16 protein-coding genes are annotated in these 17,125 nt (G+C 41.7%); 13 read left to right on the top strand and 3 right to left on the bottom strand.

Annotated elements, in window-relative coordinates; all coding sequences use genetic code 11:
* Positions 1-224 precede the first annotated feature (224 nt).
* From xdhA to puuE, 9 genes are read left to right on the top strand one after another with little or no spacing between them, the layout of a single operon-like run.
* The gene (xdhA, locus tag P20480_RS11970) at positions 225-1,724 is read left to right on the top strand and encodes a xanthine dehydrogenase small subunit (protein WP_033025254.1); all 1,500 of its coding nucleotides are present in this window, start codon (positions 225-227) and stop codon (positions 1,722-1,724) included.
* The gene (gene xdhB, locus P20480_RS11975; protein ID WP_008128522.1) at positions 1,711-4,050 is read left to right on the top strand and encodes a xanthine dehydrogenase molybdopterin binding subunit; all 2,340 of its coding nucleotides are present in this window, start codon (positions 1,711-1,713) and stop codon (positions 4,048-4,050) included. Before xdhA ends, xdhB begins: the two co-directional genes overlap by 14 nt.
* Entirely contained in the window at positions 4,043-4,933 is an 891-nt protein-coding gene (gene xdhC, locus P20480_RS11980) for a xanthine dehydrogenase accessory protein XdhC (RefSeq protein WP_008128519.1), read from the top strand. Before xdhB ends, xdhC begins: the two co-directional genes overlap by 8 nt.
* Positions 4,930-5,247, top strand: a complete 318-nt coding sequence (locus P20480_RS19795) for a 2-oxo-4-hydroxy-4-carboxy-5-ureidoimidazoline decarboxylase (protein ID WP_008128517.1) — start codon at positions 4,930-4,932, stop codon at positions 5,245-5,247. Before xdhC ends, P20480_RS19795 begins: the two co-directional genes overlap by 4 nt.
* Positions 5,240-5,431 (top strand): 2-oxo-4-hydroxy-4-carboxy-5-ureidoimidazoline decarboxylase, encoded by a 192-nt coding sequence (locus tag P20480_RS19790; protein ID WP_008128515.1) that lies wholly within the window; start codon positions 5,240-5,242, stop codon positions 5,429-5,431. Before P20480_RS19795 ends, P20480_RS19790 begins: the two co-directional genes overlap by 8 nt.
* Positions 5,428-5,778 carry a hydroxyisourate hydrolase gene (gene uraH, locus P20480_RS11985; RefSeq protein WP_008128513.1) on the top strand — a complete coding sequence of 117 codons (351 nt, stop codon included), beginning with the start codon at positions 5,428-5,430 and terminating at the stop codon, positions 5,776-5,778. Before P20480_RS19790 ends, uraH begins: the two co-directional genes overlap by 4 nt.
* Positions 5,779-5,780: 2 nt before the next feature.
* Complete coding sequence (guaD, locus tag P20480_RS11990; protein ID WP_008128511.1) at positions 5,781-7,145, top strand: guanine deaminase; 1,365 nt, start codon at positions 5,781-5,783, stop codon at positions 7,143-7,145.
* A 3-nt stretch (positions 7,146-7,148) separates the two neighbouring features.
* Positions 7,149-8,360 carry a urate hydroxylase PuuD gene (locus P20480_RS11995; protein ID WP_008128509.1) on the top strand — a complete coding sequence of 404 codons (1,212 nt, stop codon included), beginning with the start codon at positions 7,149-7,151 and terminating at the stop codon, positions 8,358-8,360.
* A gap of 1 nt (position 8,361) precedes the next feature.
* Positions 8,362-9,294 (top strand): allantoinase PuuE, encoded by a 933-nt coding sequence (gene puuE / locus P20480_RS12000; RefSeq protein WP_008128506.1) that lies wholly within the window; start codon positions 8,362-8,364, stop codon positions 9,292-9,294.
* 86 nt (positions 9,295-9,380) lie between these two features.
* Here puuE and P20480_RS12005 read toward each other — a convergent pair whose 3' ends face one another.
* Positions 9,381-11,882 carry a S8 family serine peptidase gene (locus P20480_RS12005; protein WP_008128503.1) on the bottom strand — a complete coding sequence of 834 codons (2,502 nt, stop codon included), beginning with the start codon at positions 11,880-11,882 and terminating at the stop codon, positions 9,381-9,383.
* A gap of 507 nt (positions 11,883-12,389) precedes the next feature.
* Here P20480_RS12005 and P20480_RS12010 point away from each other — a divergent pair.
* The 4 genes from P20480_RS12010 to P20480_RS12025 are packed head-to-tail and all read left to right on the top strand — an operon-like array spanning position 12,390 to position 15,519.
* Complete coding sequence (locus P20480_RS12010) at positions 12,390-13,892, top strand: curlin (RefSeq protein WP_008128501.1); 1,503 nt, start codon at positions 12,390-12,392, stop codon at positions 13,890-13,892.
* A gap of 43 nt (positions 13,893-13,935) precedes the next feature.
* Entirely contained in the window at positions 13,936-14,331 is a 396-nt protein-coding gene (locus P20480_RS12015; protein ID WP_006792600.1) for a curli production assembly/transport protein CsgE, read from the top strand.
* Positions 14,321-14,746, top strand: a complete 426-nt coding sequence (locus tag P20480_RS12020; protein ID WP_006792599.1) for a curli assembly protein CsgF — start codon at positions 14,321-14,323, stop codon at positions 14,744-14,746. The genes P20480_RS12015 and P20480_RS12020 overlap by 11 nt, the downstream gene beginning before the upstream one ends.
* On the top strand, positions 14,746-15,519 hold the full coding sequence (locus tag P20480_RS12025; RefSeq protein WP_006792598.1) for a CsgG/HfaB family protein: 774 nt from the start codon (positions 14,746-14,748) through the stop codon (positions 15,517-15,519). The genes P20480_RS12020 and P20480_RS12025 overlap by 1 nt, the downstream gene beginning before the upstream one ends.
* An 80-nt stretch (positions 15,520-15,599) precedes the next feature.
* On the opposite strand, the gene P20480_RS12030 is transcribed toward P20480_RS12025, so the two are convergent.
* Positions 15,600-16,289 carry a helix-turn-helix transcriptional regulator gene (locus P20480_RS12030; protein WP_008128493.1) on the bottom strand — a complete coding sequence of 230 codons (690 nt, stop codon included), beginning with the start codon at positions 16,287-16,289 and terminating at the stop codon, positions 15,600-15,602.
* A gap of 272 nt (positions 16,290-16,561) precedes the next feature.
* A complete protein-coding gene (locus tag P20480_RS12035) occupies positions 16,562-17,080 on the bottom strand; it encodes a hypothetical protein (RefSeq protein ID WP_033025251.1) in 519 nt (172 codons plus the stop codon).
* Positions 17,081-17,125: the final 45 nt, after the last annotated feature.

Below are 17,125 nucleotides of genomic sequence, written 5' to 3'. Positions count from 1 at the left end.
AAACATCTGATATAAAATATAAAAATAAATACACCCCCTTGCTTTTAATGCTTGTTAAATTAACCAAACACAAAAAAGCTAACCGATCGGTCAGATATGGCATATTAACTGCAAAGTATTAATCATAATAAAACAGCTTTTTTCTTACTTGCGCAATAACAATACGAAAAAGCAAACAACAAACCTTATTAAAAACAGGGTGTTAAAAAGCTAAGGGGGTCTGTGTGATTCAGTTTCTGTTAAATGACACGCCAATTGAAGAACAAGAATGCTCGCCAAGTCTCACCATTTTGGACTGGCTTCGCACCAAAAAAGGGAAAATGGGCACCAAAGAAGGGTGTGCTACAGGCGATTGCGGCGCGTGCACAATTTTAGTTGGCGAAGAAAAACTAAACTCAAACGGTAACCCAGTTTGGCACTACCAAACTATGAACAGCTGTCTGCTTTTATTAGGCAATGCACACGCAAAACACATAGTAACCGTAGAGGCTGTAACAACGGGGCTTTACCCAACCCTTGATGACTTACACCCAGTACAACGCGCATTAGTAGAGTGCCATGGTTCGCAATGCGGTTTTTGTACCCCAGGTATAATAATGAGCATGTTGGCGCTTTATATTAATCAACCGAGTTATCCAGGTAAAAAAGCTGCTATTCATGCTTTAGGTGGTAACTTGTGCCGTTGTACTGGCTATAGCCCTATTTTACTCGCAGTTGAAAAAGCCTACAGCTATAAGCGTAAAAATGAGCCTTACTCAGCCATGGCGGCACAATTTAAGGCATCACTAAATATAGGTGATGATATTCCTTGCTTAAAAAATGGCCCTCGTACGTTTTATTTACCGCAAAGTGCAGCGCAACTTGTTGAGCTTAAAGCGCGTTATCCGCATGCACACTTGGTTGCTGGTGGCACCGACTTTGCCATTGAGCTTAGCCAAAATATGCTATTACCCGATGTAATAATATCCCTAAGCCAAGCTAAAGAGCTGTGCACATTAAGCGATAACGACGGCGAACTACATATTGGTGCAGCACTACCTTACAGCCAGTTTGTTGAAGCGTTTTACACTTACTACCCTGAGTCTAAAGAGCTGTTTGAACGCCTAGGCTCTAATCAAATACGTAACAGTGGCACCTTAGGTGGCAGCATAGGAAATGCCTCTCCTATTGGCGATCCAGCCCCATTATTAATTGCACTTAATGCCACTATGGATTTATTAAGCGCAGCAGGCACACGCACTATAAACGTGGCCGACTACTTTGTTGATTACAAAAAAACAATCATTAAAAGCGATGAAGTAATTAGCAAAATTACAGTGCCTAAACGCCCAGAGTCGTTAAAGCTTGCGTGTCATAAAATTTCAAAACGCCTTGAAGATGATATATCTACTGTGTGTTTAGTGCTGGCTATAGAGCAAGCACAAGGTTTAATTAGCAATGCCCGCTGCGCCATGGGCGGTATGGCTGCAATACCAAAACGCGCCGCGCACATAGAGCAAAAGCTTAATGCTCAGACCTTACAAGTAAGCACGTTTATAGATGCCGCTAGCGCTATAAATGATGACTTTGCCCCTATGAGCGATGTACGCAGCAGCGCACATTATCGCACTACGGTAAGCAAAAACTTGCTACAACGTATTGGTATTGAGTTTTGTGGTGCACAGCCAAGCAGTAAAAATAATAACAACATTGCCATTACGAGGATCTCACATGCGTCACTTTGAAATGGATAAACTAAAAGCCCAAGGCGGAAGCGTTGGCCAATCTAAGTACCACGAAAGCGCAATAAAACAAGTATGTGGCAATGCAAACTACGCCGACGATAACCCAGAGCCTCATGGCTGCTTACACGCCTACCCTGTACTTGCGCCCATTACCAGCGGCTTTATTAAATCAATTGATACAAGCAAAGCGCTTGAAGTGGCAGGTGTTAAGCGTATTTTATCGGCTGATGATGTACCCGGTAAGCTTGATATTGGCCCAATATTCCCAGGTGATGTGCTATTAACCAATCATGAAATTCAATACCACGGGCAACCTGTGCTGGTAGTCGTTGCCGACAGCTACGAAATGGCGCGCCGCGCTGCTCGTTTAGTGGTTATAGAGTGCGAGCAAACCACCCCCATACTTGATATTAAAGAAGCCATAAAAAAAGAGCACTGGGTAAGGCCGCCTCATTCACTCAACCGCGGTAATAGCGAACATGCTATTAATAATGCAGCCCACCAGCTTAAAGGTGAAATACACATAGGCGGGCAAGAACACTTTTACCTTGAGGGGCAAATAGCACTCGCTCAGCCCGACAACGATGGCGGGATTCATGTTCAATGTTCTACGCAGCACCCAACCGAGGTGCAGAACTTAGTTGCTAAAATTTTAAAAAAGCCATTTAGCTTTGTAAACGTAGAAACCCGCCGAATGGGCGGTGCTTTTGGCGGCAAAGAAACTCAAGGCGCGCCGTGGGCTTGCCTTGCAGCGCTTGCGGTTTATCACCTTGGCTGCGCCGTTAAAATGCGCCTAGCCCGCAGCGACGACTTTAAACTTACCGGTAAGCGCCACCCATTTTATAATCAATACCATGTAGGGTTTGACGAAAATGGCCTAATTGAAGGCGCTGATGTAACCGTAAATGGGTTTTGTGGTTATTCGCCCGATTTATCGGATGCAATTGTAGACCGCGCCATGTTTCATACCGATAACGCTTATTACTACCCAGCTGCCACCATTAAAGGTAATCGCTGTAAAGTTAATACTGTAAGCCACACCGCATTCAGAGGATTTGGTGGCCCGCAAGGCATGATCATGGGCGAGCTAATAATGGACGACATTGCAGCTAAGTTAGGTAAAGATCCGCTTGAGATCCGAAAACTTAATTTATACAAAAAAGGCCGCGACACCACACCGTACCATCAAACCGTAGAGCAACATATTTTAAAAGATATGATAAGCCAGCTTGAGGAGTCGAGTGATTACTGGGCGCGAAAAAAGGCAATTAAAACCTTTAATGCATCATCGCCCATTATCAAAAAAGGCCTTGCGATGACGCCGGTAAAATACGGTATATCGTTTACCGTACAGCACTTAAACCAGGCGGGTGCACTCGTACATGTTTATAGCGATGGATCAATTCATTTAAACCATGGCGGCACCGAAATGGGTCAAGGGCTTAATACAAAAATAGCGCAAATTGTAGCCCATGGCTTTGGCGTTGATTTTGACGCAGTAAGCATAAGCGCTACTCGTACCGACAAAGTACCAAACACCTCGCCAACCGCGGCTTCAAGCGGTACCGACTTAAACGGTATGGCGGCACTAAATGCAGTAAACACAATAAAAGAGCGCTTAATAAACTTTATAAGCGAGCACTTTGAAGCAGACAGCCAAAGTATTGTATTTAAAGATAACCTCATTACCTTTAGCAAAGGCGAAATTAGCTTTAGCGAACTAGCAAACCTTGCTTACATGAATCGAATATCGCTTTCATCAACCGGTTATTACGCCACGCCTAAAATTCATTACGATAGAGCGAAAGGCGAAGGCCGACCGTTTTTTTACTACGCGCACGGCGTAGCACTGAGTGAAGTAGAGGTAGATACGCTGACAGGTGAAAATACCGTAACCCGTGTTGATATTCTGCACGATGTGGGCAGTTCAATAAACCCAGCACTTGATATAGGGCAAGTTGAAGGGGCTTTTGTGCAAGGTATGGGCTGGCTTACCACCGAAGACCTACAATGGAACGATAAAGGCCAGCTTGCAAGCTTTAGCCCAGCTAACTATAAAATTCCGGCTATTGGCGATACCCCTGCCGAATTTAACGTCAATTTATATAACTCTGCCAACCCAGAAACCACTGTATTTAGGTCAAAAGCAGTTGGCGAGCCGCCGTTTATGTTGGCCTTTAGTGTGTGGAGTGCGATTCGTAATGCCATAAGCAGTGTGGCCGATTACAAATACACCGCCCCACTTGACACACCTGCTACACCTGAGCGTGTACTTAATGCAATTGAGCAAACCGCTAGCTGGTTTAAGGAGCAGCAACATGGCTAATTTAAATGAGTCATTTCAGGGTTTTCATACTCAAAATTGGGCGCAGGCTATAAATGAGCACGAACAAAGCGGCACTAACTATGTTATTGCGACAGTGCTGGGAACCAATGGCTCAACCCCCCGTGGCACAGGCTCTAAAATGGTAATAAGCGGCGAGCATATTTACGACACTCTTGGCGGTGGTCACCTTGAATACGTAGTAATAGAAAAAGCCCGCGAGCTACTTGCTAAAGGCGAGGCAGCCCAAGTGATAGAGCAATTTAACCTAGGCGCAAATTTAGGCCAATGCTGCGGCGGAGCTGCCACAGTGATGCTTGAGTGCATGCAATGCGAGCGCTTTACCCTTGATATTTATGGCGCAGGCCATGTAGCACAGGCGCTTATTGGTATATTGGCACAGCTGCCTATGCGTATACGTTGGATAGATAGCCGCGCCGATGTATTCCCACAGGTTATTCCTAATAACGTAATAAAAGTGGTTGATGAAGAGCCAACAGAGCAAGTTAAACGCGCACCAAAGGCTAATAATTACTTAATATTAACCCATAACCACCAGCTCGACTTTGCACTCACACAAGCCATTATTAAACGCGCTGATGCCAATTGGCTTGGTGTTATTGGCTCAGATACCAAAGCAAAACGCTTTAAACAACGCTTAGCTCATCGCAATTTTACCATCGAGCAAATAAAGCAAATGACCTGCCCTGTTGGACTTGAAAATGTAACGGGCAAGCTCCCAATGGAAGTAGCAATATCAATTAGCGGGCAGTTAATTGGCCTTTATCAGGCTATGCAAACCCATGCGCCCAAACGCCAAGGCTTGCAATGGCGTGCACTTAAAAATGCATTAATTAGCACCACGCACGAGGAAGAAAGCGCATGAGTAGCTTAAAAATTAATAACCTAAATACAGCGCAAGCGCATCAAGCATTAGAGCATTGCTGCGCCGCCCCTAACTGGGTAAGCGGTATGCTAAATATCATGCCATTTGAAAATAAAGATCACCTCTTTCACAGTGCGCAAACCGTATGGGATAGCCTAAGTGAGAGCGATTATTTGGCCGCTTTTGAAGGCCACCCGCAAATAGGCGATTTATCAACATTAAGTAAAAAGTACGCCGCTACCGCAAAAAAAGCGGGGCACGAACAATCGGGTATGAGTAAAGCAAACGAGCAAAACCCTAAAAAAAATGATTGAGCTAAATAAACAATACCTCAGTAAATTTGGCTTTATTTTTATTGTGTGTGCCAGCGGTAAAAGTGCTGAGAAAATGCTTGAGCTAATAGAGCAGCGCGTAGACAACACCCGCGAAGAAGAGCTAACAATTGCCGCGGGCGAACAAGCCAAAATAACAAAAATAAGATTGGAGTCATTGCTATGAATAAAAGTATGAATAAAAGCCCTATCACTACCCATATTCTCGATACCAGTACAGGCAAGCCGGCTGAAAATGTCACAGTAAAATTGTTTGTTCACACTAATAACGAGTGGCAATTAATTGCTCAAGGTAAAACAAACAGCGACGGGCGCATTACCGACTGGCTAAATACAGACGTAGCATTTGCAACCTATAAGTTGGTATTTGATTTAGATAGTTACTATAAAAACCAACCTACCCCAGCGTTTTACCCAGAGGCCCAAATTACCTTTAGATTACAAGATCAAAAACACCATCACATCCCGTTATTGCTTAGCCCGTTTGGCTACTCAACGTACAGAGGCAGCTAATTATGAGCACGCAAAATAATAATAAACTAACCGTAATTTGTGCCAACATACTCGATTTTGTTGACGACCCCGCCATAGCAGGCGAAAGCGCCCATCGCTATTTTGAAAAAGGCGCGTTAGTTATTCAAAACGGCAAAGTCGTTAACCTTGGTTACGAGCAAGACATACTGCCAAGCTTAGATAAATCAGCCACTCTTATTCGCCACGATGGCAAATTGGTAATGCCCGGCATGATAGACACGCACATACATTTGCCGCAAACCGAAATGGTCGGCGCGTATGGCGAGCAGCTTTTAAGTTGGCTTACCGAATACGCCTTCCCAACCGAAAAAAAGTTTGCCAGTGAAGTGTACTCAAGTGAGGTTTCAAACCGCTTTTTAGATGAGTTATTACGTAACGGCACCACCACCGCATTGGTATTTGGCACGGTGCATCCACAATCGGTTGATGCGTTTTTTAACGAGTCTCAAAAACGTAATTTACGTATGATTGCCGGTAAGGTCATGATGGACCGTAATTGTCCTGACGATTTATCAGATTGCGCGAAAACCAGTTACGATCAATCAAAAGCATTAATAAAAAAATGGCACAATGTTGATAGGTTGAGCTATGCGGTAACCCCTCGTTTTGCACCTACATCTACCCCTGAGCAACTACAAAAATGTACTCAATTATTAGAAGAATACCCCGACACGTACCTGCATACGCACTTATCTGAAAACAAAGACGAGTGTGAATGGGTAAAAGGGTTATTCCCAGAAGCTGGTGACTACTTAAGTGTTTACGAGCAAGCTAAAATGGTGCGTAAACGCTCTGTATTTGCTCATAGTATTCATTTATCTGAGCGCGAGCTTTGCTGCCTTGCCGATAACAACGCGGCTATTTCTCACTGCCCTACCTCTAACTTATTTTTAGGCTCTGGCTTATTAAACTTAAAGGCCTGTGAAGAGCACGGTATTAACGTAGGCATGGGTACAGATGTAGGCGCAGGCACAAGTTTCTCGATGCTGCAAACAGGCAATGAAGCGTACAAAATTCAACAGCTTCAAGGTCAAAAATTCTCAGCTTTTAAGGGCCTATACTTAGCAACTCTTGGCGGTGCGCGAGCCCTTGATTTAGAGGGCACCATAGGTAATTTTGCAGTAGGTTGCGAGGCTGACTGTATTGTAATGGATTACGCCGCCACCTCGTTTTTAAAATTCAGAATTGGCCATGCAAAAACCCTGCACGAGCAACTCTTTGCCATGATGATGCTAGGCGACGACCGCTGCATTGAACAAACCTACATCATGGGTAAAAGCGTGTATAAGCGCGATGATAAAAAACAATTTACAGCCACCCAGACACCGCAATTAGAAGAGGCTTAGCCAATGGAAAATTATTTATTTGAGCTTGCTCATTTAGTACTGCGTTATTTTCATGTAATTGCAGGTATAGCGTGGATTGGAGCGTCGTTTTATTTTGCGTGGCTTGATAATAACTTACAAACACCACCCCAGTGGAAACAAGACAAAGGTATAAAAGGCGATTTATGGGCCGTGCACGGCGGTGGCTTTTACGAAGTTGCTAAGTATCAAAATGGCCCTGAAAAAATGCCGCACACCCTGCACTGGTTTAAGTGGGAAGCCTACACAACGTGGATCACCGGTATTTTATTATTTAGCCTACTTTATTATGTTGGCGCCGATGTTTACCTAATCGATAACAGTAAAAGTGAACTAAGTAAATTTGCCGCTATTGGCGCATCGCTTGGCTTTATTGGCTTAGGGTATGGTGTTTATCGATTATTGTGTAAAACCCGGCTTGTTGAAAACGGTAAAGCGTTTATTGCTGTGGTCATTTGCATATTGGCCCTTTGGACCTACGGGGTTGACCAGCTATTTAGTGACCGCGCGGTGTATATTCATGTAGGTGCGCTTATTGGTACGTGTATGGTTGGCAATGTGTACCACATTATTATGCCAGGGCAACGCTACATGGTAAGCGAAGTAGAAGCTGGCCGCATTCCTGATTCAGCACCGGGTTTAAAAGCAAAGCTGTGCTCTATTCATAATAACTACGCCACGTTACCTGTGGTATTTATTATGCTGAGCAACCACTTTCCATATACCTACAGCCACAGCTTTGGCTGGCTTATATTAATTGCGCTATTTGGCATTGGCATGTGGATACGCCATTACTTTAACTTAAAGCACCAAGGCGTTAATAAACCCTCGGTACTTATAAGTGGTATTGCCGCCTTTTTTGCCTTAATGCTTGCCATAGCGCCTTGGCCTAGCAGCCCAACAAATGCAGACGAAAACGCACCTTTACAAGCGAGCATTACCGACACTCAAGTGTGGGATATAATCAGCAAGCACTGTACACAGTGCCACAGTGAAACACCCACCTCTGAGCTTTTTCAAACAGCGCCGCTTGGCTTTAAGCTCGACTCTATCAATGATGTAAAAAAAGCCAGCACGCTTATTCATACCCGCGCAGTTATAACCAAAGACATGCCATTGGCAAATATGACCAAAATGACTGATACAGAGCGCGAAACGCTAGGCTCTTGGCTCACAGCGCTTAAAAAGGAGCAATAACATGAGCGAGCAATTTAAACACTACCCGCGCGATTTAATTGGTTATGGCTCACAGGTGCCCCATGCAAATTGGCCCAATAAAGCCCGCATAGCCGTACAAGTGGTATTAAATTACGAAGAAGGCGGCGAAAACTGTGTATTACACGGTGATGCAGCGGCCGAAACATTCTTGTCTGAAATAGTCAGTGCTCCGCATGTAGAAGACCGCCACATAAGCATGGAGTCTATTTACGAATATGGCTCGCGCGCAGGCGTGTGGCGCTTACTTAAACTCTTTAAAAAATACGATATACCGGTCACCATTTTTGCAGTCGCAATGGCCCTTGAGCGCCATCCCGATGTAGCTAAAGCGTTTATAGAGGCAGGGCACGAAATTGCAAGCCACGGCCTGCGCTGGATTAATTATCAACATATAGATAAGCAAACCGAGCGCGAGCACATGCAAAAAGCCATTGAGATCATTCAAGCACTTACCGGTAAAAAGCCTAAAGGCTGGTACACCGGACGCACAAGCCCAAATACTGCAGCCCTTGTGGTAGAAAATGGCACTTTTTTATATGATGCCGATGACTACAGCGACGATTTACCCTTTTACAGTATTAAAGAAGGAAAACCACAGCTAATAGTGCCCTACACGCTTGATGTAAATGACATGCGCTTTGCTGCAGTGCAAGGTTTTAATGCCGGCGATCAGTTTTATAATTATTTAAAAGATGCATTCGATACGCTTTATGCAGAAGGCGACCCACAAGCTGAAAACACCCCAAAAATGATGTCGATAGGGCTGCATTGCCGCTTAATTGGCCGCCCTGGGCGCATTAAAGCCCTCGCACGGTTTTTAAAATATGCCCGCTCGCATGAACAAGTTTGGTTTGCCACGCGCGAGCAAATTGCGGAGCATTGGCTTAAAACCCATCCATACAAACAATTATAATTATGACGGCGCTTCTAAAATAATGGCATTGTAAAACATAAAAAGCCCAGCTTAGCTGGGCTTTTGTTACTCTAAGGGGGTGTTACTTAATTAAATGTTACTGTTACGATGTTAGAACATACGTTATCAGAAACACATAATTGGTAATCGTAGCTAGAAAGTGAAGCACCACGCTCGTAATCACGGTAGCGGCCGTTATCCGACGTAGTATCAATTAGCTCACCATTACGGTAAACGTTCATTGATTCAGCTCCTACTGTGCCCCAGCTAAGATCTACACGCATAGTACCCAAGCGTGATTTATTAGCGCGTTTTAATGTAAGCTCAATATCTACATCACTAACAACAACCGTTTGCATATACGTACTCGTATTACCTTCGCTGTCTGTTACGGTTAGTTCAACGTTGTAGCTGCCAGAGCCGGCATACACATGAGTTGGGTTTTGATCAGACGATGTTGCACCATCACCAAAGTTCCAGCTCCACTGTGTAATATCGTTATTAGCATCAGTGCTTGAATCTGTAAACATGGCCGTTAAGCCTTCTATTTCAGCGTTAAAGTTAGCTTGTGGTGGCTGAGGAGTAACCTCTCCAATAGCACTAAAAGTAAGGGACCAACCATTAATATTACCCGTGTCTAAGCCAGCTGTATCTACAACGCTTAATGTCCAATCGCCTGTCGCAACTTCACCGTTAAATGCGCTTGATGTAAATGTTTTAACAATATCGTCGTCACTGCCACCTTGGTTACTTTGTAACGTAACTTCAGAGCCTTGAGCTGATGTTAGCGTCAGTACCAAGTCACCAGACCAAGTATGTGTAATGTTTACATCGGCAGAAGTGCCAAAAAGAGTTAAATCATCAGCAACGGTAATTACAGAGCTTGCACCTTGTGGATCGTTATCTGGAATAGATACGTTTTCATCACTGCTATATGTAAAATCGTTTAAGCCCGCAGGCTGTAGCATTAATGACACAGTTTGTGTTTTTAACTGCTGATCTGTACTTGCCTCAACAGTAAAATCATAATTACCCCAAGGCGTGTCATCAAACGTATTTACAGTTAACACAACTTCATCACCTGGACGTGCCGTAGAAGCACTTAATGTTGCCCCCTCTAAACCAGCGCTAAGAGAAAGCGCTACATCGCCATCCCACTGCGCAATCGAACCAATTTCAAACATGTAGGTAACCGTGTCGCCAACAGTTGCTTGCTGAGTTGTAGGAGTAACCGATAATTTAAAGCCAGGTGTAGGGTCAGCATCTAATAATGCCTGGTTTGCATTTAAACGCGTACCTGCAACTGTTTTACCTGTTAAAGCAGTATTAGCATCGCCGCTGCTCATTAATAACTCTTTTAACTCTACGGCTGTTAAATCAGGGTTTACTGAAAGAACAAGAGCAGCCACACCTGCAACATGTGGAGTTGCCATTGAAGTGCCAGAATAACTAGCGTAACCGCCACCTGGAATAGTTGAAAGAATAGCGCTACCCGGCGCGCCCATATCAACACTTTCTAGGCCCCACTGTGAAAAACCAGACATGTTATCACTGCTATCTGTACTTGCAATTGATAGCACGCTGTCGTTTTCGTAGTTAGATGGGTAGTGCGGGTTTACATCGTTATCTACTGCGTCATTCCCTGCTGCTGCTACGAATAAAATGTCTGCATCTTCACTGGCCGTTATTGCATCGGCTAAAGCTTGGCTATAACCGCCTCCACCCCAACTATTATTTAGTACGCGAAGGTTAACACCTGAGTTTTTAAGACCAACCATGTAGTCAATACATTTAATGGCATCAGACGTTGAACCACTACCTGAAGCATCTAAAAATTTACAACCAGCGATAGATACATCATGGTTTACACCCACAATACCTTCGTTATTGTTGCCACTTGCACCAATGGTTCCTGAAACATGCGTACCATGCCCTTGATCGTCCATTGGGTTGCCTGAGTTAGTAATTGCATTGATGCCATGAACATCATCAACATAACCGTTACCGTCGTTATCAATTCCATCGCCAGCAATCTCACCAGGGTTAACCCAAGCATTTGCTAAAAGATCGGGGTGACTATAATCAACACCGGTATCAATTACACCAACAACCACATCTCTACTACCCGTAGAAATTGACCATGCTTCAGGTGCATCAATATCGGCGTCAGCTACACCACCGGTTTGACCCTCGTTATTTAAACCCCACAGGTCACCAAAACGCGGATCATTTGGCGTAGTGGCAATGCTTACACGGTAGTCTGGCTCAACATACTCAATAGCCTGATGAGTTTTAAGGCGTTTAATCGCCTCTTTAGTACTCATACCCGTTACTTTAAATTTAGCTAAGCGGCCTGAAAGTAAAGACTTATAGTTATCATCAACCTCATCGCTGTTCATGTCAGAGATTTTGGCTCTTACTAACGAGCGAGCTTGCTTACGCATTTTAGCTGACACTATTTTTTTGTATTTAACAATAAGCGAATCACTGCTTGCAGTTACTGATTGCTTAATACTTGTTTCTGGTAGTTGCGCAGCAGCTAAACAAGGAACAAGCGCAAGTGTAATAATAGATAATTTTGTTTTCATTGTTCTATCCATAGTTGATTAAGCTTAAAAATTTAAGCAAGTTTACTGACAACATCGAATAAGAAAGATCACATGGCATGTACCCAGCAAACTAACAAATCAAAAATTACTCAAGTCTTTAAATTGGAAACAATAAAAAATCAACATTTTTGACCAGTAGCGCAACTAAAAAAACAACTAAAAGCAGTCTTTTTTATGAGCCAAATTCTTATAATCGGACACTTAAATAGATCAACAATTTTTACTGGTTTTTTAATTAAAACAGTGAGAATAAAAATATAAGCACCATAACCAATTGTATTAAAACAATAAAAAAATTGGTAAAAAAAGATGATTTAAGAATTAACAATTCAAGAATACAGTGAATGTGCATTTAAAAAACGCAACACAACATTGAATAACATTTAGATCACAACTTTATACCGGCACGGCATGCTGGAAACGCGAATACTCTATATAAACAAAATAACGTAGGGCATTCGGTATTTTTATTTCAAGGAGAAAATAATGAAGTTAAATAAATCACTTTTAAGCTGTGCAGTGGCAATTGCAATGGGCACAAGCTTCTCTACCTTTGCAGATACAGCAACTAAATCTGGCTCAGTATCTGATTTAAGCACAAAAGTGTCTGTGCAAAGCACGAGCAATTCAATGGTACTTGCGCAAACCCAAGTAGGTAACACAGCATTACTGCTGCAAGATGGTGATGGCAATGCAATGCAGGTTACCACCATTGGTAATGACAACACGACCGAGGTATCGCAATTCCAAACAGGTAACTTTGTAGAAGTAACCACCGTTGGCGATAACAACGTACAAATATACTCTCAGGACGGTTTGTACAATGGTGCTTTAACTACAGTCACCGGCAACAATAATCAGCTTTATGTTTCACAAGAGGGCGAAGGTTTATTTTTTAACAATGAAGCAATTAACTCTATTGTGGGTGATGACAACATTGTTGATATTGAACAAGGTACAGGTGGTCATTGGTTTTACAACATGGACATGCAAGGCAGTGGCAATGAGCTAAGTGCATTACAAACTGGTGAATGGCATGAAGCTGTAATTACAAGCGCTACAGGCGACGATAATGCAGTAATGGTAGAGCAAGACGGCTTTTATAATACGTTCAGAGTGACCTCGCTACAAGGTAACGATAACGAGTTAGACATTGAGCAAGTTGGCGACCAAAATGCTGTAACACTTACAGAGCTTTACGGTGACAATAATGAGTTTGGTGTTGAGCAAGAAGGTGCAGACAACACCGTTAATTTCACAGCTATTGTAGGTAATGATAACGAAGTAGGTATAGACCAAGAAGGCTTAGCTAATAATGTTGATTCAGCTTTATTTGAAGGCGAAAACAACGAAGTAATGGCGATGCAAAATGGTGACTTTAATACAACAACTGCTGAGTTAATTGGTAACGACAACGAACTTACAGCCATTCAAAATGGTAGCGAAAATGAAGCATACATGGGCGTATTAGGCTCAGATAATGAATTTACAATTAGCCAATTTGGCGATGTTAACTCAGCTCATTTAGTAAACTTTAATGGCCTAGGAAATGATGTAAACCTTACCCAACTTGGTGAAGAAAACATCGCCGTTGTTGAATCATCTTACCCTGACGTTTCACTTACATCTAATGAAAACGACATCGAAATTACACAAGATGGCTTGCAAAATGAAACCATGGTTACACTTGCAGGTATTCTTGATAGTAACTTTAACCAAATTGATATTGCGCAAAATGGCGACTTTAACCTTATCGATATGATGGTTGAAGGCAGTGGCCACAGCATAGATATTTCTCAAGAAGGTGAAAATAACTGGGTTGTTGGTACTGAGCAATCACCGTTTTTAGTAGGTGGTGAAAACGTTACATTCAATGTAACTCAACTTGGTAATGACAACATTGTTGAGGGTGGTGTTATTGGTGTTAATAGTACTGTAACGGTTACTCAAATTGGCGACGGTAATACAGCCACAATTACACAAATGTAATTAATAACAATGAAGGGGAGCTTCAACTCCCCTATTTTAAACTATGAAAATAAATAAAAAAATCACTCTCCTGCTCTTACTCGCTTTGTATTTGGCCCCTCCAGGTGTTGCTGCAGATGAACTTGAAATTGATGGGCTGTTACTTGATAGAAGCATTAGCCGATTTGGGCATCAATTCTACTATGAATTTTCAAATTACTGGCGAGACTTACCTTCAACGGCTGGTTTTAACATTGAAATCAAAGAAACAGTAATACCTAAAGCTGGAACAAAGCTTACCTTAGTGATGAACAATCAAACTATATATGCAACCTATTTAGGGCGCAGATTAGAGCCATTAGATGCACGCGTTGAACAAGCGGTCTATACGGTTATTGATGCAATGGCTCGCTCAAACATGGCTACATCTTCTAAAGATATGGCTTTAAATGGATGGTAAAATGAAAAAAATAATATTTACAATAATAACAACATTATCCTTTTGCGCATCAGCAACTGAAATGGTTTATACCCCAATAAACCCAAGTTTTGGCGGTAACCCACTTAATGCCAATATGCTATTGAGTAAAGCACAAGCCCAAAATAAGCATAAAGCGCCTTCAATCGAAAAAGGCTATGCTGAACAATTTCAGGACTCACTTGAACGTACTTATTTAAACCGTATGGTACGTGAAATAACAGACATGGCCTTTGGGGAAGATATAGAAGACAGTATTTTTGACCAAGACTCAATTTTTATGAGTGGCGATTATCAAATTGAAGTCATCACCAGCACCGCTGATACCATTACAGTCAAAATAACAAATATTATTGATGACACCGTCGTGATTATTGAAGTACCGAGGTTTGGATAATGAAAAAAATAATAACAATAGCAATACTATTACTGCTAAGCGGTTGCTCAACATTAGGCAAATTAATTCCACCGTCACAACAAAATGCAATGAGCCTTGAGCCAACAGAAATATTCAGCGATCTAAAAAACTTACCAAAGCCAGCAGGCAGTATACCGGTTTCAGTTTACTCATTTAGAGATCAAACAGGTCAATACAAACCCCAAACAAATGTAAGCTCCTTTTCTACTGCCGTAACACAAGGCGCTAATTCTATTTTAGTACAAGCGCTTCATGAATCAGACTGGTTTACACCGGTTGAACGAGAAGGTCTGCAAAATATATTAACGGAAAGAAAAATTATTCGGGCAGCCCAATCAGAAAACCCAAACAGTGTTGAACTTCCTCCATTAACCACCGCTAAAATAATTTTAGAAGGCGGTATTATTAGCTACGATACCAACGTAAAAACCGGTGGTTTAGGGATGGAGTACTTTGGTATTGGCGCCTCTGAGCTTTATAGAGAAGATGCTATTTCAATATATTTACGCGCCGTAGACGTACGAACAGGCCAAGTGCTATTGAGCGTTGCCACCAGCAAAAAAGTACTAAGCCAAGAAATGAGAGCAGGCTTTTTTAGATATGTAAGCTACAAGCGCCTTGCCGAAGCTGAAGGTGGCTTTAGCGACAACGAACCCATGAGTATATGTGTTACTCAAGCAATAGAAAAAGCACTGACCGACCTAGTTACAAAGGGCATTGATAAAGGCTTATGGGCTCAAAAAGCAGCTTAATATTTTATTTTAAAAAACTAAAAAGGACTACATTACGTAGCCTTTTTATATGGTTTATGTTGTTATTTAGCCGCAATAAGCTACTTACTCATAGGTAATAATACCGCTACATAACGCTGGGCCCAGTTTGCAAGCTCTACTCTATTTCGTGAATTTGTTTTTTTGAAGGCACTATACAAATGAGTTTTTACTGTGTGATCACTTATATTAAGTTTATCCGCGATCGTATTATTACTCGCGCCTTGAGCAATTAAATGAATAACCGACTTTTCGCGTTTGGTCAGGTGAGCATAATCGTCTTGCTTTAATGTAATATCGTCTTTTAAAGAGTTAAAAGAAGAGGCAACTAATAAAATATCACTAAATGCTTTAGAAATTACTTTTCGGGTAAACCACAGTTCATCGGATGTGACCCTAACTAACCCCTTAAAAATAACTTCTGGCGCATCCGATTTATAAAAAACACCATTAACATGATTTAATAGTAAGTTTTTTTCGCAAACAGCCTCTTGCTCAACATTAAATAAAACAACCTTATGCTTTTTTGCTAAACAAAGTAAATCAGCAGGTAATAAATCAAGCCAGTTATTTTTAGCACCATCAATTAAATATAAATCAAACTTGTCGCGCGCGTCAGGTTTAGGCAACGCATCATCCATTTTTATATCACCAAAAATAGCCTGCATAGTTTTTAATATAATTGTGTAACTTTCACAGTGAAAAGAAGATTGAAAGGTGGTTTTAACAAATACGGTGTGCGGTTTTAGCATAGATTTCATCCTTGAAACTTTGATACTAGATTAACTAAAATATCCGAGGTTTACAATGCGATTTTAGTATTAAGAATAAAGAGAAAAAGCAGCGAAAAAATAATACATATAAATAACAATAGCTTAAAAATTAATTTATACTATACCTCATATATTATACTGCTCTGATCTGTTGAGCATTACCTATTAGCTTTATCTCAATACTCAGTACTGAAAAATTATACTGAGCCGTTATTTAAATTTTCCATAAATAACGACCACACTTTAAAACGTTATATTTTTGCCTTTAATTTATTGAGCGCATCAACAGAGAAACCACGGTCGTAAAAATATAATATTTTCCCTGTGCTATCTATAAGAATAACGCGCGAATTGTTAGGGCTTTGGTTACCAGTAAACTTTTGCACCGCTTCACCGTCTTTATAAATAGTAATAACACCACCCCATAACTCTTTAGGAATCCCTTTGCGCATACCATTATCAATAAACGTGCTAAACATTCGCGGTGTCATGCCGGCAATGGTAGGTAACTCATAGGTAGGGAGTGTTACACCGGCCATATCTAAACCGATTAACCAGCGATCAATATCAAACTGGCTATCTTGTTTATAGCCTATAAGCAGCAAGGTTTTTTCAGTGTTAAAATCACTCGGAATAACAAATTCTTTATTCTCTAAGCTTTCGCCAGTAATCGTTGGAAATTGCTTTCCGACAACTTGCTGATTAGGGTATTGCGATGCGCAGCCAGTTATTAAGAGTAACAAAAGCATTGTAAATATTGATCTAATCATTCTAATTAGCCTGTTTTTATAATAAATTTAACTGCTTATACGCTT

This window comes from Pseudoalteromonas sp. BSi20480, assembly GCF_000241365.1.
GTDB lineage: Bacteria > Pseudomonadota > Gammaproteobacteria > Enterobacterales > Alteromonadaceae > Pseudoalteromonas > Pseudoalteromonas marina.
This window is presented reverse-complemented; position numbering and strand designations above follow the sequence as displayed.